General features: G+C 40.1%; 25 protein-coding genes. 4 read left to right on the top strand and 21 right to left on the bottom strand.

Annotated features, from left to right (window positions below):
- Window positions 1-193: 193 nt before the first annotated feature.
- The 4 genes from ATE37_RS03595 to ATE37_RS03580 all read left to right on the top strand — a co-directional run bounded on the left by ATE37_RS03595 (window position 194) and on the right by ATE37_RS03580 (window position 2,858).
- Window positions 194-559, top strand: coding sequence for a helix-turn-helix domain-containing protein (locus ATE37_RS03595; protein WP_084867819.1), 366 nt, complete (start codon window positions 194-196; stop codon window positions 557-559).
- Between the two features lie 12 nt (window positions 560-571).
- Window positions 572-961, top strand: a complete 390-nt coding sequence (locus tag ATE37_RS03590; protein ID WP_084867817.1) for an ImmA/IrrE family metallo-endopeptidase — start codon at window positions 572-574, stop codon at window positions 959-961.
- A 9-nt stretch (window positions 962-970) separates the two neighbouring features.
- Window positions 971-1,477: a hypothetical protein gene (locus tag ATE37_RS03585; RefSeq protein ID WP_084867815.1), complete on the top strand. Its 507-nt coding sequence runs from the start codon at window positions 971-973 to the stop codon at window positions 1,475-1,477.
- A 232-nt stretch (window positions 1,478-1,709) separates the two neighbouring features.
- Window positions 1,710-2,858, top strand: coding sequence for a tyrosine-type recombinase/integrase (locus ATE37_RS03580; protein WP_084867814.1), 1,149 nt, complete (start codon window positions 1,710-1,712; stop codon window positions 2,856-2,858).
- Window positions 2,859-3,105: 247 nt separating this feature from the next.
- Here the strand turns inward: ATE37_RS03580 and ATE37_RS03575 are convergent, their stop codons facing one another.
- The 21 genes from ATE37_RS03575 to rpmD all read right to left on the bottom strand — a co-directional run bounded on the left by ATE37_RS03575 (window position 3,106) and on the right by rpmD (window position 19,008).
- Window positions 3,106-3,522: a GNAT family N-acetyltransferase gene (locus ATE37_RS03575; RefSeq protein WP_084867812.1), complete on the bottom strand. Its 417-nt coding sequence runs from the start codon at window positions 3,520-3,522 to the stop codon at window positions 3,106-3,108.
- Window positions 3,523-3,533: 11 nt separating this feature from the next.
- Complete coding sequence (locus ATE37_RS03570; protein ID WP_084867810.1) at window positions 3,534-4,229, bottom strand: GNAT family N-acetyltransferase; 696 nt, start codon at window positions 4,227-4,229, stop codon at window positions 3,534-3,536.
- A gap of 94 nt (window positions 4,230-4,323) precedes the next feature.
- The gene (locus ATE37_RS03565) at window positions 4,324-4,743 is read right to left on the bottom strand and encodes a DUF3021 domain-containing protein (RefSeq protein ID WP_084867808.1); all 420 of its coding nucleotides are present in this window, start codon (window positions 4,741-4,743) and stop codon (window positions 4,324-4,326) included.
- Between the two features lie 9 nt (window positions 4,744-4,752).
- The gene (locus ATE37_RS03560; protein ID WP_000701941.1) at window positions 4,753-5,208 is read right to left on the bottom strand and encodes a LytTR family DNA-binding domain-containing protein; all 456 of its coding nucleotides are present in this window, start codon (window positions 5,206-5,208) and stop codon (window positions 4,753-4,755) included.
- Between the two features lie 18 nt (window positions 5,209-5,226).
- Window positions 5,227-6,069 (bottom strand): ABC transporter permease, encoded by an 843-nt coding sequence (locus tag ATE37_RS03555; RefSeq protein ID WP_084867806.1) that lies wholly within the window; start codon window positions 6,067-6,069, stop codon window positions 5,227-5,229.
- Window positions 6,069-6,935, bottom strand: a complete 867-nt coding sequence (locus ATE37_RS03550; RefSeq protein ID WP_084867804.1) for an ABC transporter ATP-binding protein — start codon at window positions 6,933-6,935, stop codon at window positions 6,069-6,071. The genes ATE37_RS03555 and ATE37_RS03550 overlap by 1 nt, the downstream gene beginning before the upstream one ends.
- Window positions 6,936-7,434: 499 nt before the next feature.
- Window positions 7,435-7,848: a YjdF family protein gene (locus ATE37_RS03545; RefSeq protein WP_084867801.1), complete on the bottom strand. Its 414-nt coding sequence runs from the start codon at window positions 7,846-7,848 to the stop codon at window positions 7,435-7,437.
- Between the two features lie 173 nt (window positions 7,849-8,021).
- Window positions 8,022-10,523 (bottom strand): leucine--tRNA ligase, encoded by a 2,502-nt coding sequence (gene leuS / locus ATE37_RS03540; protein WP_084867799.1) that lies wholly within the window; start codon window positions 10,521-10,523, stop codon window positions 8,022-8,024.
- Window positions 10,524-10,682: 159 nt separating this feature from the next.
- Complete coding sequence (locus ATE37_RS03535; RefSeq protein WP_084867797.1) at window positions 10,683-11,375, bottom strand: histidine phosphatase family protein; 693 nt, start codon at window positions 11,373-11,375, stop codon at window positions 10,683-10,685.
- A gap of 235 nt (window positions 11,376-11,610) precedes the next feature.
- On the bottom strand, window positions 11,611-12,948 hold the full coding sequence (locus ATE37_RS03530; RefSeq protein ID WP_071851662.1) for a PFL family protein: 1,338 nt from the start codon (window positions 12,946-12,948) through the stop codon (window positions 11,611-11,613).
- 9 nt (window positions 12,949-12,957) lie between these two features.
- Window positions 12,958-13,224, bottom strand: coding sequence for an ACT domain-containing protein (locus ATE37_RS03525; protein ID WP_000644106.1), 267 nt, complete (start codon window positions 13,222-13,224; stop codon window positions 12,958-12,960).
- A gap of 263 nt (window positions 13,225-13,487) precedes the next feature.
- On the bottom strand, window positions 13,488-13,874 hold the full coding sequence (gene rplQ / locus ATE37_RS03520; protein ID WP_000331493.1) for a 50S ribosomal protein L17: 387 nt from the start codon (window positions 13,872-13,874) through the stop codon (window positions 13,488-13,490).
- An 11-nt stretch (window positions 13,875-13,885) separates the two neighbouring features.
- On the bottom strand, window positions 13,886-14,821 hold the full coding sequence (locus ATE37_RS03515) for a DNA-directed RNA polymerase subunit alpha (protein ID WP_000568983.1): 936 nt from the start codon (window positions 14,819-14,821) through the stop codon (window positions 13,886-13,888).
- Window positions 14,822-14,863: 42 nt separating this feature from the next.
- Window positions 14,864-15,247, bottom strand: a complete 384-nt coding sequence (gene rpsK / locus ATE37_RS03510) for a 30S ribosomal protein S11 (protein ID WP_001118385.1) — start codon at window positions 15,245-15,247, stop codon at window positions 14,864-14,866.
- 17 nt (window positions 15,248-15,264) lie between these two features.
- Window positions 15,265-15,630 carry a 30S ribosomal protein S13 gene (rpsM, locus tag ATE37_RS03505; protein ID WP_000090786.1) on the bottom strand — a complete coding sequence of 122 codons (366 nt, stop codon included), beginning with the start codon at window positions 15,628-15,630 and terminating at the stop codon, window positions 15,265-15,267.
- A 17-nt stretch (window positions 15,631-15,647) separates the two neighbouring features.
- Complete coding sequence (gene rpmJ / locus ATE37_RS03500) at window positions 15,648-15,764, bottom strand: 50S ribosomal protein L36 (RefSeq protein WP_001808836.1); 117 nt, start codon at window positions 15,762-15,764, stop codon at window positions 15,648-15,650.
- A gap of 24 nt (window positions 15,765-15,788) precedes the next feature.
- The gene (infA, locus tag ATE37_RS03495; RefSeq protein WP_001029883.1) at window positions 15,789-16,007 is read right to left on the bottom strand and encodes a translation initiation factor IF-1; all 219 of its coding nucleotides are present in this window, start codon (window positions 16,005-16,007) and stop codon (window positions 15,789-15,791) included.
- A gap of 116 nt (window positions 16,008-16,123) precedes the next feature.
- The gene (locus ATE37_RS03490) at window positions 16,124-16,762 is read right to left on the bottom strand and encodes an adenylate kinase (RefSeq protein ID WP_001050426.1); all 639 of its coding nucleotides are present in this window, start codon (window positions 16,760-16,762) and stop codon (window positions 16,124-16,126) included.
- Between the two features lie 156 nt (window positions 16,763-16,918).
- Window positions 16,919-18,229 carry a preprotein translocase subunit SecY gene (secY, locus tag ATE37_RS03485; RefSeq protein WP_000465390.1) on the bottom strand — a complete coding sequence of 437 codons (1,311 nt, stop codon included), beginning with the start codon at window positions 18,227-18,229 and terminating at the stop codon, window positions 16,919-16,921.
- 12 nt (window positions 18,230-18,241) lie between these two features.
- Window positions 18,242-18,682, bottom strand: a complete 441-nt coding sequence (gene rplO / locus ATE37_RS03480) for a 50S ribosomal protein L15 (RefSeq protein WP_000766089.1) — start codon at window positions 18,680-18,682, stop codon at window positions 18,242-18,244.
- A 143-nt stretch (window positions 18,683-18,825) separates the two neighbouring features.
- Entirely contained in the window at window positions 18,826-19,008 is a 183-nt protein-coding gene (rpmD, locus tag ATE37_RS03475) for a 50S ribosomal protein L30 (protein ID WP_000057241.1), read from the bottom strand.
- Window positions 19,009-19,017 lie beyond the last annotated feature (9 nt).

Genomic DNA, 19,017 nt, shown 5'->3' with positions numbered 1-19,017 from the left:
ACCTACTAAAAGTAAGGTTCTACCTGGAAAACGGACGCCAATCAGTTTTGTAAGGCTTTATTTTTTAGTTGTCTTTTTCGCTAACTCTTTAGCTTACAAATAATATTCTAAACTATAGATTGTATTTTGTCAATAGTTTTGCAATCAAAAGTTTAAATATTTTTTGTCATGTCTTAGAAAGGTTGATAAATCAATGTTTTCTTTGTTCGAAAAAATAAAAGAACTTTGTCAAAATCGTGGAATTTCTATAAATTCTCTTGAAGAAACATTAGGATATAGTAGAAATACAATCTATAGTATGAAAAACAAAAAACCAAATGCTGAACGTCTTCAAGAAATTGCTGACTACTTCAACGTTTCCACGGACTATCTGCTAGGACGTACAGATAATCCTGCCATCGCTGGTGATTCAAAAGAGTATATATGGCAAGGGAAAGTTCTAAATGTTGAAGAAATGGCATCTAATGTCATGATGTTTGGCGGTCGAGAATTAACAGATGAAAAGAAAAAAATCATCCAGTCTATCATTGAAGGTTATCTAAAAGAAGCTGCTGATTAGAGGTATTGCTTAGTGACTGAAAAAGAAATTATAAGTCATTTTCAGATTCGTATTATCGATTTTGATGGAGATTTGATGCCTGACGAACTTGGATTTTACGAAAAAGAAACCAATACGGCTTTCTTATCGAGCAAGCTCAACAAAAAAGAGAGAGTTAAAGTCCTACTGCATGAACTAGGACACAAGGATCACACACGCTCAGAGTACCAGAACGCTCGCCTACGCTGTGAAAACGAAGCTGATAGGAATATGATCCATCATCTCGTAAAAGATGCGATAGAAAGCTTAGACGACCCTACAGAGTTTGATTACCTCAAATTCATGTCCTACTATGATCTAAAAACCATGACTAATGAAATTATGGTAAAAGAGGAATATTATAATTTAGCAAATATAATTTAAGGAGATGTTATGAAAAAAGAAAAAGATTCTAAGCCTTTTTATAAAAAAGTCTGGTTTTGGATATTGGTAGCTATCTTAGCTATCGGTGTGACAAATAGTATTTTAAAGAATCCATCTAAAAATACTGCAACCAAAGCTGAAAAAACATCATCAGCAGCAGTTGAACAGAAATTTAAAATGACTAAAGAGTTAGGCGAAGATTTCGCGTTATACTTTAAAGACAACGCTGAAATTATTGATAAAGGGGAAAAGGTTGATTTTGTTCCTGGAGGCAATGATAAACATATTTCAGTGCGAATTGGAGAAAACTGGAAAAATGAAAGCTCTAGTCGTAAAATCTATATTTCAAATGAATTTTTGAAAGCTAAAAATACCATCTTTGAAAAGTGGGCTCAAGAAAAAGGCTACAATGTTGATTTAGAAAAAGATACACCTCAACTGCTTGTTTATACCTCAGACTCTGATAAAACTCAAATATCTCAAGAGTACAAAGGAGAAATGAAAATACTTAAATAAAATAGAAAAAGCTCAATCCCTATTAGAGAAAGCTTTAAAAGATAAAGTCAAGAAATAACAAAAAAGCCCCACAATCACCCTCGCCAAAGTTTGATTGTGAAGCTCACCCTTATAAAAAATCAGCCATTAAAAAGGCCTCTTTTCTATACCCTATTTTACACCATGAAAGGGGTGATGTCAATATTCTCAATGTTTAGACCTTGTCCAGAAGCCGATAAACAAGGAGAATACAATGAAATATAATAAAACAAAATACCCAAATATCTATTACTATGAGACTGCTAAAGGCAAACGTTACTATGTCAGACGTTCTTTTTTCTTCCGAGGTAAAAAAAGAGAAAAAAGTAAAAGTGGTTTCACAACTCTCCCTCAAGCTCGTGCAGCCTTGGCAGAGATTGAGCAACAAATCCACGATCAGGAATTAGGTATCAATACGAATCTAACACTTGATCAGTACTGGGATATCTATTCTGAAAAGAGATTATCGACAGGGCGCTGGAATGACACTTCCTACTACCTCAATGACAACCTATATAAAAACCATATTAAACCCAAGTTTGGTTCTGTTCTGCTTAAAAACCTAGATAGAAATGAGTATGAACTCTTTATCGCTGACAAGTTGCAGAACCATACTAGATACACTGTTCAGACCCTCAATTCCAGCTTCATGGCATTGCTAAACGATGCTGTAAAAAATGGAAATCTGCTCTCAAATCGCTTGAAAGGTGTCTTCATTGGCCAGAGTGATATTCCTGCTGCTAACAAGAAAGTGACTCTCAAGGAGTTCAAGACTTGGATAGCAAAAGCAAAGGAAATCATGCCAAAACAATTCTACGCTCTTACCTATCTTACTATCTTTGGACTGAGAAGAGGAGAAGTCTTTGGATTGCGCCCAATGGACGTCACTCAGAACGACAATGGACGGGCTATACTGCATCTTAGAGATAGTCGGAGCAACCAGACCTTAAAAGGGAAAGGAGGGCTTAAAACGAAGGATTCAGAGCGCTATGTCTGCCTTGATGATATCGGAACAGACCTTATCTATTATCTGATAGCTGAAGCTTCTAAGATTAAACGAAAGTTAGGGATTATTAAGGAGCAACAAAAAGATTATATCACCCTTAATGAAAAAGGTGGTCTCATCAATCCAAACCAACTAAATAGAAACTTTAATCTAGTGAATGAAGCGACAGGTCTACATGTAACACCTCACATGATGCGCCACTTCTTCACGACTCAAAGCATTATTGCAGGGGTTCCGCTTGAACAATTAAGCCAGGCGCTAGGCCATACAAAAGTTTATATGACGGATCGGTATAATCAGGTTGAGGACGAATTAGCCGAAGCGACAACAGACCTATTTCTTAGTCATATTCGCTAAAAAAGTCCCCGAAAATTCCCCGACCAAATTCCAAAAACTACCGAAATTTATCGGAAAACGATGTTTAAGAAATTCCCGAAAAGCTTGAAATAAAGCAAAAAAACTCCACCTGATTGGGTGGAGTTAAGGGAGATTATTATGAAAAAGAAAAGTTTGGGATTTCATTAAATAAAGTTAGGAGGTCTTTATTTAATGATTATATAATACAGGAAAAGGCTTAAACTTTACTTAAGAAAAAATAATTTTTTTATCTTTTTCGATCCACCCAAATCATTCCTGTACAATCATAAGTAGATAAGGTTTCAAATCCTAGAGAACGATAGAATCCCAAGGTTTTTTCTGTCTGTTCGGTCACTAGTTGGACTTGATAGGCATCTTTGAAGTCACCTAAAGCCTCTTTCATCAAGTTGCTACCAATCCCTTGGCGCTGATAGCTAGGCAAAACGATCAAATCCTGGACAAAAATTGATGAGAAACCATCCCCGACCAAACGGACCAAGCCCACCACGGCATCGCCATCAAGTGCTAGATAAATCGCTAATGAGTGAGACAAGGCTTTCTTCAACATCTGAGGTTGATGGGTATAATTTGTCCATCCAACTGCCTGATAGAGATGCAAAACATCCTCTAGCTTGACAATTTCTTGCTTTTTAATAGTGATCATGTCAACACCTCTTAAAGTTCTCTCAAGCTCTTGTACTGTCGTCCATTTTTATCAAAATTTTCAGGAGCCAACCATGTTTCTAAACGAGCTTTGACTTGAGGCCAGTCCTTATCAATCATAGACAACCAATCCGTATCCCTCGTGCGCCCCTTATAAACGACTGCCTGACGGAAGGTGCCTTCATAAACAAAGCCCAAACGCTCCGCGGCTCGTCTGGATGGGAGATTTAGAGCATCGCATTTCCACTCATAGCGACGATAGTTAAGCTCCTCAAAAACATATCGCGCTAGGAGATACTGAGCCTCTGTCCCTATCCTCGTACCCTTAAGAGCAGGAGAAAAAGTGACGGCACCCACTTCTATCACTCGGTTATTCTGGTCAATACGCATGAGAGAAAAAGTCCCCAAAGCCTTACCAGTTGCCTTGTCTATAATCGCATAGTAAAAACGGTCCTTACGAGCTAACATCTGATTTAAGACGGTAACCAGTTCCTCCATATCTGCCACCGGCTCCTGAAAGAGGTAGGTCCACATCTCCCGAGGAGTATCTGGACCATAAACAGCTAATAAATCCTCCGCATGCTTTTCCACCGAAAGAGCCTCTATCCGAGCGTAGCGCCCTTCTAAGAAATCAATAGAAGGCAATTCACCAGATGTATAACCTTCCATTGACTCACCAATCATCTGACCATATTCATTTACTGGCATCGTTTTTCTCCTTGTTTTACTCTGAAAATACTATATCATAAATTACTCTAAATGGAAACTAGCACTCTCCTCAAACCTCATCCTAAACACTACATTAGTGATTCGTTTTCTTTCTTTTATCTTCTAAGGCTTGATTAATTCGTTGGGTGAGCTTGTGAGTTTGCCAGATCTGGTACAACCATATCAGTCCATAAATTAATAAGAAAAAGAACCAAAGCAAGGGACTCAACAATGCTGAACCCCAGCCAAAAAATAAGTAGGTCAATACTAAAATAGTAGCTGTCGCTAACAAATGAACTCCTACACGCATACTATAAGCAAGAAACTCTAGTCTTTCAAGGATTACGGTCAATACCCCCATAATTCCACTCATCAAAAACAAAGCTAGAATATTTTTTGTCGTTGGTGCGGGATAGGTAATACCTGAATAAAACTGAGCCAATAACACCAAACTCAAATAAACAAAGGAGGCCGTACGCATTCCTGATACAAAATAAGCAATCAATCGCTTCATGATTTTCTCCTATAAACCTAGATAATCCATTAAGGACTTAACGTATTTCCGACTCACACTCGATTTGAGACCCCGAGTCATCTTAGCCATCATGTTCCCTGAAAAGCTATCCGATAATGACTCTAAATGGTCAATGTTTATAACTGAATGACGTGATATCTGTATGAAATTACGCCGGTTAACCCGATTCTGAAAGTTTGTCAATGTTTCCTTAGTTTTATAAATCCCATCTACCGTATAAATGGTCAACAAATTCTTATCGATATCTGCTAGAATAAGATCCTCAATTTTCACCATAACCAGATGATCATCCGTTCGAATAGGAATGACCACCTGATTGGTCGTTGAAAATTGTTCTAAATACTCCATGACTTCTCTTGCTTGATCGGTTAACTGAGCTGCCTGAATTAAAATGTGTGGGTCTTTTTCTGAAAACTCTGTCTTCATTTCAAAACGAATCTTCATTTTCTCTCCAATACATCTTTATTTTCTCTTGCTAAACACTTTAACAAATAAAAGCCAAAGAAGAATAGCGATGAGACTGATAATAACCACTATAAAGTATGTTTCTTCCTTTGTCAATAGTTCTTGCCAGTTGATTTGGATTCCCATTTTTTCTTGAAATTCCTGTAACAGACTGTTATTTCCTGAAAATGCGGTCTCTAACCGCTCTTTCATCAAGACTTGTCGATAGAGAGAAGCAATATAAGTTGCAGGGGTACATTTCATGAAAAGCTGTGCAGAATCAGGTAATACTCCAATGGGGATATAAGTTCCTACTAAAAATCCAGAAGCAGTTCCCACTATCGTTGCTAGTTTACCAAGGCTATCTACAGATTGAAAACGGTAAATCAAGAGAACATTTACCAAACTTGAAAGCAGACTGCTTAACAACATAATCAAAGCAATTTCCGGTAAATGGCTGATAACTGGGCTCTCTTTAAAATAAAAACTCATAACAGCATACATAAATATCTGCATGACAAAAGAAATAACAATACTACTGATCAGATAGGACGCCTGTAAGCCCCAGTTACCTAAATCTGTCAAGAAAAGATCTTGATTCACTTGATTTTCGCGATCCTGTACCATTTGTTTAAGAGCTGTAAAACTGGTTGTCATCCCAGTCACAGCCAAGGTCCCACCCATCAGCCAGTTGTTTAAAAGGTTCGTACTATTAGGGAGTTGGGACCAAGAATCTGTCAAATTCTTCTGCAAAAAAATGATATAAAGGAGGAAGGAAATCAATGCCCCCAATAATGAGAAAAATACTCCCGAACGATTACGAAAATATAAGATAAAATTCCGTTTTAATAAAGCTAGCATTAGCGAACCTCTCTTCCTGTAAGTGCAATAAAGGCATCATCCATAGTACCCGAACGAAACTCAAAAGAATCAATTTTTTCTCGAACTTTTGCCAAATATTCAATGGCCTCCTGTGACGTCCTTGGATAAAAAAGATATTCCATCTCATTTTCTTCCTCGACTGTCATTCCAGTCTGTAGCAATTTTTCTAGATCCTTCATTTCCTTAAAACGAATTTTTAGAATATTAGATGCATACTGACTTTTAATAGCAGTCGCAGAACCTTGCGCAATCACTTTCCCATGATCAACGATATAGATCTGATCCGCTTCATCCGCTTCATCCAGATAATGAGTCGTTAAGATAATAGTCATCCCTTCATCCTTTTGTAGTCGATACAGTAGATCCCAGATGGATTTGCGAGTTTGAATATCAAGACCTGTCGTTGGTTCATCCAAGAAAAGAATATCTGGTCTCGAAAGAAGAGCACGCGCAATATCAACCCGACGTTTTTGCCCACCTGACAAAGTCCCATATAGTTGTTTCTGGAAAGCAGTCAAACCCAGTTGATGAATCAAATCATCCACACGACTTGCCGCAATCTCCTTATATTGTTGAGCACGAATCGTGAGATTTTCCCTAACCGTCAACATCTCATCCAGTACACTAGCTTGAAAAACCACTCCGATTTTCGTATTTGGCGCATATCGAATCTGACCTTGTGTCGGCTTTTTCAAACCGATTAACATGGAAATGGTGGTTGATTTCCCTGCACCATTGGGTCCCAAAATAGCATTGAAACTTCCTTTTTCAAACTCTAACTGAATATCATCGACAGCCATATGATTGCCATACTGTTTAGTCAAATGTTTAGCTTGTAAAATCATATTTTTTCCTCCTCTTAACCACACTAGTTTAACAAAAAGAATGAAAGAAAAATCGACTTTTGAGATAAGCAGTTAAAATGAAAGGACAAGTGGTAAAATAATGGGGGCTAAGTTAAAGTGGTGCAGGCTGCAACCGTTTTTCTTCTATCGAATCACTAGAGGAAGTTTAAAATCACTTACAACCACACATTATATTTTTAAACATGCGCTATAAAAGAGGTATTTTATAGCATCCGGCAGAAAAATCCAAGAGTCGGTAGTATTGTTCTCACCAAAGCAAACAATAAAAAATGAATCAGAAATCATGGCACACACTCCCTTCTAGTAAAATGAAAATGCTGAATGGGGCAGGATTGAATTTGAAGTAAGCAAGTATGGTCCTGAATTTGAAACTGCCATTAACGATAAGTCTATCTATTAGGAAAGAAATCTTCAATACAAGCAAAAACAGCTCTTGTTATCCAAGAAGAGCTGTTCTATTTTATGAAAGAGAGAGTCACTAGTGCCCCTTGTGCTTCTCTCTACGTTTTTGCTGTTTGCGTTCAAATTTCTCTTGCTTGAGCAATTGCTTTTGGAGACTAGACTGTTGTTTTGAATGCTTTTTTCGTTCCTCGTACTGCAACTGTAAAAGTTCTTGTGACTTAGAAGAAACTTTCTGCTTCACCTGTTTCTTTACAGCTCGCTGCAGACGCTTCGGATTCTTAATCTTCACATGCTGTTTGACTGTTGCCTCTGGACTAAAAGATAACCGAACAAACTGAGTCCGTAAAAGTTTCAAAATTTCATCCTCTTTTGGTTCCTGACCAAATGTCACACGACAAACTTGATAAGATTCTCGATACACCTGTTCGAACAAACCATGCCAAAATCCATCTTCAAAATAAACTGTCAAGCCAATTGAAACGATTTCCATGACAGCACCTCCTTAAATCTATCCCTAAGAATGGACAACCAAGGAGGAAGGTTACTGATAGGCTTGCCTACGTCTGGACCACCAACCAGAACTGTGTTTTTATCTTAGTTGGGACTATTATAGCATAATCCAATTTAAAAATCCTCCAGATTCTACTCTGAAGGATTCCTATCTTATTTCACAACGATATTAACGAGTTTGTTAGGTACCGCAATCACCTTCACGATTTCCTTGCCGTCAATTTCTGCTTTAACTTTTTCATCAGCCAGAGCGATTTCTTGCAATTCTTCGCGTGATAGGTCTTTAGCAACCATAAATTTGGCACGAACTTTTCCTTTAATTTGGACGACGATTTCGATTTCGTCTTCAACCAATTTACTTTCGTCCCAAGTTGGCCAAGCCACGTAAGAGATGGACTCACCTGTTGCTGTAACTGTTTGCCAGAGTTCTTCTGCCAAATGAGGTGCAAATGGGGCAATCAATTGGATAAAGCCTTTGGCATAGTCCACATAGAGTTTGTCTTCCTTGTTGGCAGCGTTGACAAAGACCATAAGTTGGGCAATGGCTGTGTTGAATTTCATGGATTCGATTTGCTCTGTGACAGCTTTAACGGTTTCATTGTAAACCTTGTCAAGAGCACCATTATTTTCCGCAACAATTTCTTTACTTGTAATCAAACGGTAAACACGGTCTAGGAATTTACGGCTTCCTTCCAAACCTTCTTCTGACCAAGCGATGGAAGCATCGAGTGGCCCCATGAACATTTCATAAACACGAAGGGTATCGGCACCATATTGTTCCACAACATCGTCTGGGTTGACAACGTTCTTGAGCGATTTAGACATCTTGGCTGGTGCTTGCTCCAGTTCTTCTCCTGTTTCCGCATGGAAGAAGGATCCGTCACGTTTTTCAACCTTGTCAGTCGCCACAAGAGCCCCACGGTGGTCACGGTAGCTTGTTCCCAAAATCATCCCTTGGTTAAAGAGTTTTTGGAATGGTTCCTTAGTCGGAACAACACCGAGGTCATAGAGGATTTTGTGCCAGAAACGAGCATAAAGCAAGTGAAGAACGGCATGCTCTGCACCACCCACGTAGATATCTACTGGCAACCATTGTTTGAGAAGATCCTCATCGGCCAATTTTTCTGTGTTATGTGGGTCGATATAGCGGAGGTAGTACCAACTCGAACCTGCCCATTGTGGCATGGTGTTGGTTTCACGACGACCTTTGACGCCATCTTCACGAGTTACTTCCAACCAGTCAGTCAAGTTAGCCAATGGACTCTCCCCAGTACCTGAAGGGCGAATGTCCTTGGTTACTGGCAAGACAAGTGGCAATTCATTTTCAGGGACAGCTGTTGAAGTTCCATCTTCCCAATGAATGATTGGAATTGGCTCACCCCAGTAACGTTGACGGCTAAAGAGCCAGTCACGGAGACGGTAGGTGACTTTTTCTTGACCGTAGCCTTTTTCTTCCAACCAAGCAACAATCTTAGCAATAGCGTCTTCTTTGTTAAGGCCATCTAGGAAGTCTGAATTGACATGAAGACCATCTTCAGTATAGGCAGCCTCTTCAACGTTTCCACCTTCTAGCACTTCTACGATTGGAAGACCAAACTGTTTGGCAAATTCCCAGTCACGTTGGTCGTGGGCAGGAACAGCCATCACCGCACCTGTTCCATAGCTTGCAAGAACATAGTCGGCAATCCAGATTGGAATTTCCTTGCCATTGACAGGATTGATGGCATAAGCACCAGTCCAAACCCCTGTTTTTTCCTTGGCAAGGTCTGTACGAGCCAAGTCTGACTTGAGGCTAGCTTGGTGTTTGTAGTCCGCTACAGCCTCAGATTGTTCAGCTGTTGTGATGGCGTCAACCAAGTCATGCTCAGGAGCCAAGACTGTGAAGGTCGCACCGAAAAGCGTATCAGGACGAGTAGTAAAGACGGTGAATTCCTTGTCAGTCCCTTTCACTTTAAAAGTGACATTGGCACCAGTTGATTTGCCAATCCAGTTACGTTGCATTTCCTTGATAGACTCTGGCCACTCCAACTCATCCAAGTCATTAAGCAAGCGCTCTGCATAGGCCGTGATTTTAAGCATCCATTGGCGCATTGGTTTGCGGACAACGGGATAGCCACCACGCTCAGAAGTTCCATCAGGAAGCACTTCTTCATTGGCAATGGCTGTTCCTAGTTCCTCAACCCAGTTTACTGGTACTTCCGCTTCATAGGCCAAACCTTTTTCGTAAAGCTTGGTGAAGATCCACTGAGTCCATTTGTAGTAGTTTGGATCTGTTGTGTTGACCTCACGATCCCAGTCGTAAGAGAATCCAAGCGCATTGATTTGACGTTTGAAGTTAGCAATGTTTTCTGCTGTGAATTCCGCTGGGTCATTTCCTGTGTCCATAGCGTACTGCTCAGCTGGCAAACCAAAGGCATCCCATCCCATTGGGTGAAGGACGTTGTAGCCTTGCGCACGTTTGTAACGGCTGAGGATATCGGTTGCTGTATAACCTTCTGGGTGTCCTACGTGCAATCCAGCTCCTGAAGGATATGGGAACATGTCGAGCGCATAAAACTTCGGTTTTGATGCATCTGTTCCTGTCTTAAATGTATGATGTTCTGCCCAGTAGCCCTGCCACTTAGGCTCAATTTCTTTATGATTGTAAAAACTCATGCTATTTCTCCAATTTTATGATGTTACTATTATACCATTTTTGAGGGAATTTGAAAGACGAGAAATGTTCTTTTAGACTTGGATAACAAGAAATACTGAGTCGCGAACCTAGCTTATTTAACAGTAAAAAAATTAGCTCCCACTTGGAGCTAACTTCTATCAATTTTTTATTTCTTCCATCTTCTCACGCCCTAGCTCTCGGTAACTACGGTCACCGACGACATCGACTGTAAACTGGCCGTTCTCGTATTCTAGGATGGTCACACTACCATTATCCAAGCCATGTGGGTGCATGCCATTGATGAGGTAAACCATCGTACCAATGGTCATCCCGTGACTCACAACGAGAGCATTGCCCCCTCCGTGTTCTTCCATTTCTTTGGCAATCGTTTCAAAACCTTCTCTGATACGACCACTGAGTTTTTCCCAACCTTCTGCCCAACCAGCAGTATCAACTTCTACCAAGCCTTCAGCTAGCTCTGCATAGGATAACTGATGAACATGATCCACCTTGAAAACACGAGGAATAACCCCCATAAAGAGGTCTCCATCATAGGCCCCATCAAAACTACCAAAGCACCACTCACGGATTCGCTTATCCATACGGTAAGGGATTTTCCCTTGCAAGCCAAGTTCTTCTAGGATAATTCCCATGGTTTGAATAGTACGCCCTGAATCACTGGAATAAGCTCGGTCAAATTGTAAACCAGACTCTCTCAAGCCAACTCCTAGTTCATGGATTCCCAACTCACCTTCTGCGGTTAGAGGCGTATCACTCCATCCTTGAGCACGTCCAATCGTGTTAAACATCGTTTTCCCATGACGGACCAAGTACAATCTTACTTTAGACATTTTCTATCCTCCATTTCTTCTATTATATCATGGATCAAAGAAATATCCGGCTTTCAAAAGTAAAGCCCATTCTCTTAATTTTTCCACAAGAAAAGCTACCCTCATGGTAGCTTCCCTAGGAGATTATTATGAAAAAGTTTAGGATTTCTATTAAATAAAGTTAGGAGGTCTTTATTTAATGATTATAGTATACACAGTCATCCTTAAACTCAACTTAAATCCTCTCTCTTTTTTATTAATTTTTAAAACTATGAATTGGCGCAGGAATTTGGCCACCGCGAGAGATGAAATCAACAGACGAAGCCCCGTTAACCTTCATAACTGGAGCTGTCCCTAGCAAGCCACCAAACTCAATCATATCGCCTTCTTTTCCCTTTGGAATAATACGGACAGCCGTTGTTTTCATGTTAATAACACCGATTGCCGCCTCATCCGCAATCATAGCCGCAATGGTCTCAGCAGGCGTATCTTCCGGAATGGCAATCATATCCAGCCCGACAGAACAGATAGCCGTCATGGCCTCTAGTTTCTCTAAATTCAGAGAGCCATCTTGCACCGCAGCAATCATCCCCTCATCTTCAGAAACGGGGATAAAAGCACCTGACAAGCCACCGACTTGGTTACAAGCCATCACTCCACCCTTCTTAACTTGGTCATTCAAAAGAGCGAGGGCAGCCGTCGTCCCATGCGTACCAACTGTTTCTAATCCCATTTCCTCAAGGACACGTGCCACAGAATCACCAACTGCAGGAGTAGGCGCCAAGCTTAGGTCGACAATTCCAAAGTCAACACCAAGGCGTTCACTCGCCATTTGCCCAACCAACTGACCGATACGAGTAATCTTAAAGGCCGTTTTCTTGACTGTTTCCGCTACTACATCAAAGCTCTGTCCACGAACTTTTTCCAAGGCACGCTTGACAACACCAGGACCCGAAACTCCAACATTAATGATAACATCTGCTTCACCAACACCGTGGAAAGCGCCGGCCATAAAAGGATTATCCTCAACGGCGTTAGCAAATACGACCAACTTAGCCGCACCCATATCTGACAGCGCAGCTGTTTCCTTGATGATACGTCCCATATCAGCGACCGCGGTCATGTTGATACCTGACTTGGTCGAGCCAATATTAACAGACGAACAAACCTTGTCTGTCTCAGCTAGAGCGCGTGGGATAGAATTGATGAGAATTTCATCTCCTTTTTGGTAGCCTTTTTGTACCAAGGCCGAAAATCCACCGATAAAGTCAACACCAATCTCCTTGGCAGCCTTATCAAGAGCCTTTGCCAAAACAACATAGTCTGTCGCATCAGTCGCAGCACCAATTAAAGAAATCGGAGTCACCGATACCCGCTTATTGACAATAGGAATCCCAAGTTCTGCAGCAATTTCGTCTCCTACAGCCACTAAATTTGCAGCTTTAGTGGTAATTTTTTGGTAAATCTTTTCAGCAGCACGATTGATATCTGGATCAATACAGTCCAAAAGGGAAATCCCCATGGTGATGGTTCTGATATCGAAGTTCTGCTCCTCAATCATGGCAATGGTTTCTGTAACTTGTCTAATATCCATGATAACCTCCTAGATATTGTACATAGCATCAAAAATCGCCGCACTTTGAATATTGATTTTAACATTCAAGGTCTGACCGAAAATTTCAAACTCATTTCGAAGAGTGGTGAAATCCTGCTTTTCGTCGCTAGAAACAACTGCCATCATAGTAAAGTATTCATCTAACACCGTCTGAGAAATATCGTCAATATTCAAACCCAAGTCTGCAATCTTAGTAGACACGCCTGCAACAATCCCAGCCTTGTCCTTACCAACCACTGTAATAATAGCCTTCATCCTTATACCCCATTTCTACGATTTTTAGAAAACCTGAACGTTTTTGATTTTCTTTTTTCCTAGTATAGCATATTTCCGTAAAAAATACTAAAAAACGCCTGCTTACGAAGTTGTTCTTAAGAAAAAAACAATTTCGTAAACAAGCGTCTACCCTATCAAATGATGATGAGTGTTCCCGCTAGGACCGAAGTCCCAGCGGTAGACCAGAGCTAGACTAAGAGCACAAGACTCCATCATCATAACACTCAACAAAATTGATGATTTTATACTAATTCGATGATCGCCATTGGCGCAGCATCACCACGACGTGGTTCAGTTTTAAGGATACGAGTGTATCCACCGTTACGTTCAGCATAACGAGGTGCGATTTCTGAGAACAATTTTTGAAGTGCTGTAGTAGAAGTGTACTTATCAGTTGCTTCATCATAGTTTTCAGATGCGATTTCATTACGTACGAAAGCAGCAGCTTGACGACGTGCATGCAAATCACCACGTTTACCTAGAGTAATCATTTTTTCAACAGTTTTACGGATTTCTTTAGCACGAGCTTCAGTTGTCACGATTGATTCGTTGATCAAAAGGTCAGTTGTCAAATCGCGAAGCATTGCTTTACGTTGTGAGCTAGTGCGTCCTAGTTTACGGTAAGCCATGTATTCCTCCTTTATTTATCTTTTAATCCAAGACCCAAGTCAATGAGTTTGAGTTTCACTTCTTCCAAACTCTTGCGTCCAAGATTTCGTACTTTCATCATCTCTGCTTCAGATTTTTCTGTCAAATCATGCACAGTATTGATACCGGCACGTTTCAAACAGTTATATGAACGCACAGACAAGTCCAGTTCCTCAATCGTACGGTCCAAAATACGGTCGTCCGATTCAGTATCAGCTTCTTTCATCACTTCTGCAGATTTAGCAATCTCTGTAAGATTTGTAAACAAATCAAGATGTTCTGTCAAGATACGTGCTGAAAGCCCTAAAGCATCTTCTGGAATAATTGTTCCATTTGTCAAGATTTCAAGGGTTAATTTGTCAAAACCATCGTTACTACCTACACGAGCAGGTTCAACTTGATAGTTGACTTTTGTAACTGGTGTATAAATAGAATCTACAGCAAGTGTTCCAACTGGCGCATTATCTTTTTTGTTTTCATCAGCAGGTACATATCCACGACCACTGTTAACAGTCATTGTCGCCTTTAGAGAAGAACCTTCACCGATTGTAAAGAGATAATGATCAGGATTTACAATCTCAATATCACTGTCAGTCAAAATATCTCCAGCTGTAATTTCAGCAGGACCTTCAACGTCAAGCTCAATGATTTTTTCGTCTTCAACGTATGATTTCACTGCAATCCCTTTAATGTTCAGAATGATTTGCATCACGTCTTCACGAACACCTGGAACTGTGTCAAACTCATGTAACACACCATCAATGTTGATAGATGTCACAGCTGCCCCTGGTAGAGAAGCTAGTAGTACACGACGAAGAGAGTTACCAAGAGTTGTACCGTAGCCACGTTCAAGTGGTTCGATTACAAACTTGCCATAATCTTTATTTTCATCAATTTTTGTTATATTTGGTTTTTCAAACTCAATCATTTAGTTACTCCCTCTTAAACGAAAAGCAGTGTAATGCGATGATTATACACGGCGACGTTTTGGAGGACGAGCACCATTGTGTGGCACTGGAGTCACATCACGAATTGCTGTTACTTCAAGACCAGCGGCAGCAAGCGCACGAATAGCTGACTCACGACCAGAACCTGGACCTTTTACAGTAACTTCAACTGATTTAAGACCGTGTTCTTGTGCAGATTTAGCAGCAGCTTCAGAAGCCATTTGAGCAGCGAATGGTGTAGATTTACGAGAACCTTTGAAACCAAGAGCACCAGCTGATGACCAAGCAATTGCATTACCATGCACATCAGTAATCATAACAATAGTGTTATTAAATGTAGCGTGAATATGAGCAATACCAGATTCGATATTCTTTTTCACACGACGTTTACGTGTTGGTTTAGCCAAGACTTTTACCTCCTATATTATTTTTTCTTACCAGCAATCGCAACAGCTTTACCTTTACGAGTGCGAGCGTTATTTTTAGTGTTTTGTCCACGGACAGGAAGTCCACGACGGTGACGAATACCACGGTATGAACCGATTTCCATCAAACGTTTAATGTTCAAGTTTACTTCACGACGAAGGTCACCTTCAACTTTGATTGCATCCACTTCACGACGGATAGCATCTTCTTGATCTGATGTAAGGTCACGTACACGAACATCTTCTGAGATTCCAGCAGCAGCCAAAATTTTCTTAGATGTTGAAAGTCCGATACCATAAACGTAAGTCAATGAGATTACTACGCGTTTGTCATTTGGAATGTCAACTCCAGCAATACGAGCCATGTTTTCTCCTTTCTATCTTATCCTTGACGTTGTTTGTGTTTTGGATTTGCTGGGCAAATTACCATAACACGACCATTACGACGAATTACTTTACAGTATTCGCAAATTGGTTTGACCGATGGTCTTACTTTCATTTCTTATCCCTCCAAGTTTTTCGATTATTTAAAGCGGTAAGTGATACGTCCACGTGTCAAGTCATATGGACTCATCTCGACAGTAACACGATCTCCCGCTAAAATACGAATATAGTTTTTACGAATTTTACCAGAAACTGTTGCTAAAATCTGATGTCCATTTTCAAGTTCAACCGTAAACATTGCGTTCGGCATTGTATCGACTACTTTGCCTTCAACTTCAATCACATCGTCTTTTGCCACGCAAAAGCACCTCCATAAATTTCGATTCGATGCCTCAAGACACAGAGGCAACAATTATAAGTCAGACTATCTCAGTATAACATTTGTCGCGATTTTTTGCAAGTATGAAAAACGCTTTATTTCAAATTTGTCAATACTTTTTCGATGTCTTTGAACACATCATTGATATCTTGATTTCCTTCGATATCATGAACTAAACCTTTAGCACGATAGTGAGCAATGATTGGTTCACCTTGTGCAATATTGACATCCAAACGACGCTTCACTGTCTCAGGTTTATCATCTTCGCGTTGGTAGTAATCCTCTTCCTTGTAGTCAACTGGTGGATTGAAAACTTTGTGGAAAGTTTCACCTGTTTTGCGGTGAATGATACGGCCACTCAAGCGTTCCAAGAGACAGTCTGGATTCACTTCGATGTTGATTACTCCTTCAAGTTCAATACCAAGTTCAGCCAATGTTTCATCCAAGGCATGAGCTTGTTCAATCGTACGTGGGTAACCATCTAACAAGAAACCTGTTTCTTTGATATCGTCCTGTGAAAGGCGTTCTTTAACAATACCATTTGTAACTTCGTCTGGGACCAACTCACCTTTGTCAATATATGACTTTGCGAGTACACCCATTTCAGTTTGATTAGCCATTGCAGCACGGAACATATCGCCTGTTGAGATATGTGCAACATGGAATTTCTCCACAATTTTAGCTGCTTGCGTTCCCTTACCTGCTCCAGGTAAGCCCATAATCAAAAGATTCATGATAGGATCTCCTTATTTTGTATTTAAATAGAAGCAGAAATCTATTTCAACCCCTATTTAAAAACAAAATAGAAGAGAGGAGATAAAAATCTGACAAAGTCTTCGATTTTTACACTCCACTCTCTGAGCAATAGTCAATTTTATTTCCTATTACAACTATTCTGTTGTGTCTAAGAAACCAACATACTTACGTTTCAATAGATACCCTTCCAATTGCTTAATTCCTTCAATACCTGTCGAGATAATGATTAGTAGACTTGTTCCCCCAAAAGCAACAACTTCTGAAAGGCCAAATACATCTTTAGCTACGATAGGTAAGATAGAAATAACACCTAGGAAGAGAGAGCCGACAGTAGCAAGACGACGAAGAAGTTTCGACATGTATTCTTCTGTCCCTTTACCAGGACGGACCCCATGAATGTAGGCCCCACTCTTTTGCAAGTTTTCTGCTGCCTTCTCTGGATTGATCTGTACAAACGTATAGAAGAATGTAAAGAGAATGATCAACAAGGCATACATAGCAACTCCTGTTGGAGATGTTGTAGATAACATTTCCTGTGCTGTACGTACCCAAGCCCAATCATGACCTGTTGCACTCAAAAATTGAAGGATAGCTGCAGGTGCTGCTGTAATGGAACTTGCAAAGATAACTGGGATAACCCCTGCTGGGTTTACCTTCAAAGGGAGGTATGAACTTGATGGAGCTCCTTGAGCAACTTTTGTATATTGGATTGGGATTTTATATTCTGCCTGTTGAACATATGTTGTAAAGTAAACAATCAACAAGACAGCGATAATCAAAATAACAACAAAAATAATAGATGAAGTCAATCGGCTACTTGGGATATTGACAAAGTAGTCAACATAGATACCCTTAATCATCTCAGGAATTGAAGCGACAATACCTGCAAAGATGATCATGGAAACACCGTTACCATATCCTTTATCTGTAATTTGTTCCCCAAGCCAAGTTACAATCATACTACCTGCTGTTAGGATGATCCCAATGGTAACAAAAACTTGTGGAGTTAAATCTGTCGTTAATAATTTCGCTCCAGATAGAGTATTAAACCCTGCTGTAATCCCGATAGATTGAACAAATGCAAGTACCAGTGCAATATAACGAGTAGCCTGGTTTAGTTTTCTCCGTCCTACTTCCCCTTGTTTGCCCCATTCTACAAACTTCGGTAAAATATCCATTTGTAGCAATTGAACAACGATAGAAGCAGTGATGTACGGACTTACACCAAGTGCAAAAACGGAGAAGTTCTTCATGGCATTCCCTGAAACAAGACTAAGCATGTTTAAGAAAGATAAACCACTGAGAGCTTCTAAACTTTTTGCATTCACCCCTGGAACAGTAATACTTGTCCCAATACGGAAAACAAGAATGATAAAAATTGTAAAGAGAATTTTTGATCGAACTTGTTTAACCTTGAGAGCTTCTTTTAATAATTTAAAAAACATGGGTCACCTCTCTTAGATGACTTCTACAGAACCACCTTTAGCAGTGATAGCTTCCTCAGCTGATTTAGAGAATTTAGCTGCTTTAACAGTCAATTTCTTAGTCAATTCACCATTACCAAGAATTTTAACGCCTGATTTTTCAGCTTTCACAATTCCTGCTTCGATAAGCACAACTGGAGTCACTTCAGCACCATCTTCAAAGACGTTCAATTGGTCAAGGTTTACAATTGCGTATTCTTTAGCGTTGATGTTAGTGAATCCACGTTTTGGAAGACGACGGAACAATGGAGTTTGTCCACCTTCAAAACCAAGGCGAACTCCGCCACCGCTACGAGCTTTTTGACCTTTTTGACCGCGACCAGATGTTTTACCGTTACCTGATGAAGTACCACGACCAACACGGTTACGTACTTTACGAGAACCTTCTGCAGGTTTCAATTCATGAAGTTTCATTATTATTTTCTCCTCTTTTGTAAAATGCTAGCGCCGATAAGAGAGAAAAGGTTGTCTCCCTTATCAACTCGCCTATACGACGTCATCACAGATGACTATATCTAGTTTTAGGGGATGAGTATTGCCACATCCCCTAAAAATCATTAGTTTACTTCTTCAACTGTTACCAAGTGAGATACTGCAGTGATCATACCACGGATAGCAGCATTGTCTTCTTTAATAACAGAGCTGTTCAATTTGCCAAGTCCAAGTGCTACAACAGTTTTACGTTGTGATGGAATGCGTCCGATTGGAGACTTAGTCAAAGTAATTTTAATTTGAGCCATTTTATCCCC

The organism is Streptococcus oralis subsp. tigurinus (genome assembly GCF_002093575.1).
Lineage (GTDB): Bacteria > Bacillota > Bacilli > Lactobacillales > Streptococcaceae > Streptococcus > Streptococcus oralis_CH.
Note: the sequence above shows the minus strand (reverse complement) of the source record. Positions and strands in the feature narration are given on the sequence as shown.

Bases quoted from the DNA above. Each gene is read 5' to 3' on its own strand.
- ATE37_RS03595 (WP_084867819.1), top strand. From the start codon at position 194: ATGTTTTCTTTGTTCGAAAAAATAAAAGAACTTTGTCAAAATCGTGGA.
- ATE37_RS03585 (WP_084867815.1), top strand. From the start codon at position 971: ATGAAAAAAGAAAAAGATTCTAAGCCTTTTTATAAAAAAGTCTGGTTT.
- ATE37_RS03580 (WP_084867814.1), top strand. From the start codon at position 1,710: ATGAAATATAATAAAACAAAATACCCAAATATCTATTACTATGAGACT.
- ATE37_RS03575 (WP_084867812.1), bottom strand. From the start codon at position 3,522: ATGATCACTATTAAAAAGCAAGAAATTGTCAAGCTAGAGGATGTTTTG.
- ATE37_RS03570 (WP_084867810.1), bottom strand. From the start codon at position 4,229: ATGCCAGTAAATGAATATGGTCAGATGATTGGTGAGTCAATGGAAGGT.
- ATE37_RS03565 (WP_084867808.1), bottom strand. From the start codon at position 4,743: ATGAAGCGATTGATTGCTTATTTTGTATCAGGAATGCGTACGGCCTCC.
- ATE37_RS03560 (WP_000701941.1), bottom strand. From the start codon at position 5,208: ATGAAGATTCGTTTTGAAATGAAGACAGAGTTTTCAGAAAAAGACCCA.
- ATE37_RS03555 (WP_084867806.1), bottom strand. From the start codon at position 6,069: ATGCTAGCTTTATTAAAACGGAATTTTATCTTATATTTTCGTAATCGT.
- ATE37_RS03550 (WP_084867804.1), bottom strand. From the start codon at position 6,935: ATGATTTTACAAGCTAAACATTTGACTAAACAGTATGGCAATCATATG.
- ATE37_RS03545 (WP_084867801.1), bottom strand. From the start codon at position 7,848: ATGGAAATCGTTTCAATTGGCTTGACAGTTTATTTTGAAGATGGATTT.
- leuS (WP_084867799.1), bottom strand. From the start codon at position 10,523: ATGAGTTTTTACAATCATAAAGAAATTGAGCCTAAGTGGCAGGGCTAC.
- ATE37_RS03535 (WP_084867797.1), bottom strand. From the start codon at position 11,375: ATGTCTAAAGTAAGATTGTACTTGGTCCGTCATGGGAAAACGATGTTT.
- ATE37_RS03530 (WP_071851662.1), bottom strand. From the start codon at position 12,948: ATGGATATTAGACAAGTTACAGAAACCATTGCCATGATTGAGGAGCAG.
- ATE37_RS03525 (WP_000644106.1), bottom strand. From the start codon at position 13,224: ATGAAGGCTATTATTACAGTGGTTGGTAAGGACAAGGCTGGGATTGTT.
- rplQ (WP_000331493.1), bottom strand. From the start codon at position 13,874: ATGGCTTACCGTAAACTAGGACGCACTAGCTCACAACGTAAAGCAATG.
- ATE37_RS03515 (WP_000568983.1), bottom strand. From the start codon at position 14,821: ATGATTGAGTTTGAAAAACCAAATATAACAAAAATTGATGAAAATAAA.
- rpsM (WP_000090786.1), bottom strand. From the start codon at position 15,630: ATGGCTCGTATTGCTGGAGTTGACATTCCAAATGACAAACGCGTAGTA.
- rpmJ (WP_001808836.1), bottom strand. From the start codon at position 15,764: ATGAAAGTAAGACCATCGGTCAAACCAATTTGCGAATACTGTAAAGTA.
- ATE37_RS03490 (WP_001050426.1), bottom strand. From the start codon at position 16,762: ATGAATCTTTTGATTATGGGCTTACCTGGAGCAGGTAAGGGAACGCAA.
- secY (WP_000465390.1), bottom strand. From the start codon at position 18,229: ATGTTTTTTAAATTATTAAAAGAAGCTCTCAAGGTTAAACAAGTTCGA.
- rplO (WP_000766089.1), bottom strand. From the start codon at position 18,682: ATGAAACTTCATGAATTGAAACCTGCAGAAGGTTCTCGTAAAGTACGT.
- rpmD (WP_000057241.1), bottom strand. From the start codon at position 19,008: ATGGCTCAAATTAAAATTACTTTGACTAAGTCTCCAATCGGACGCATT.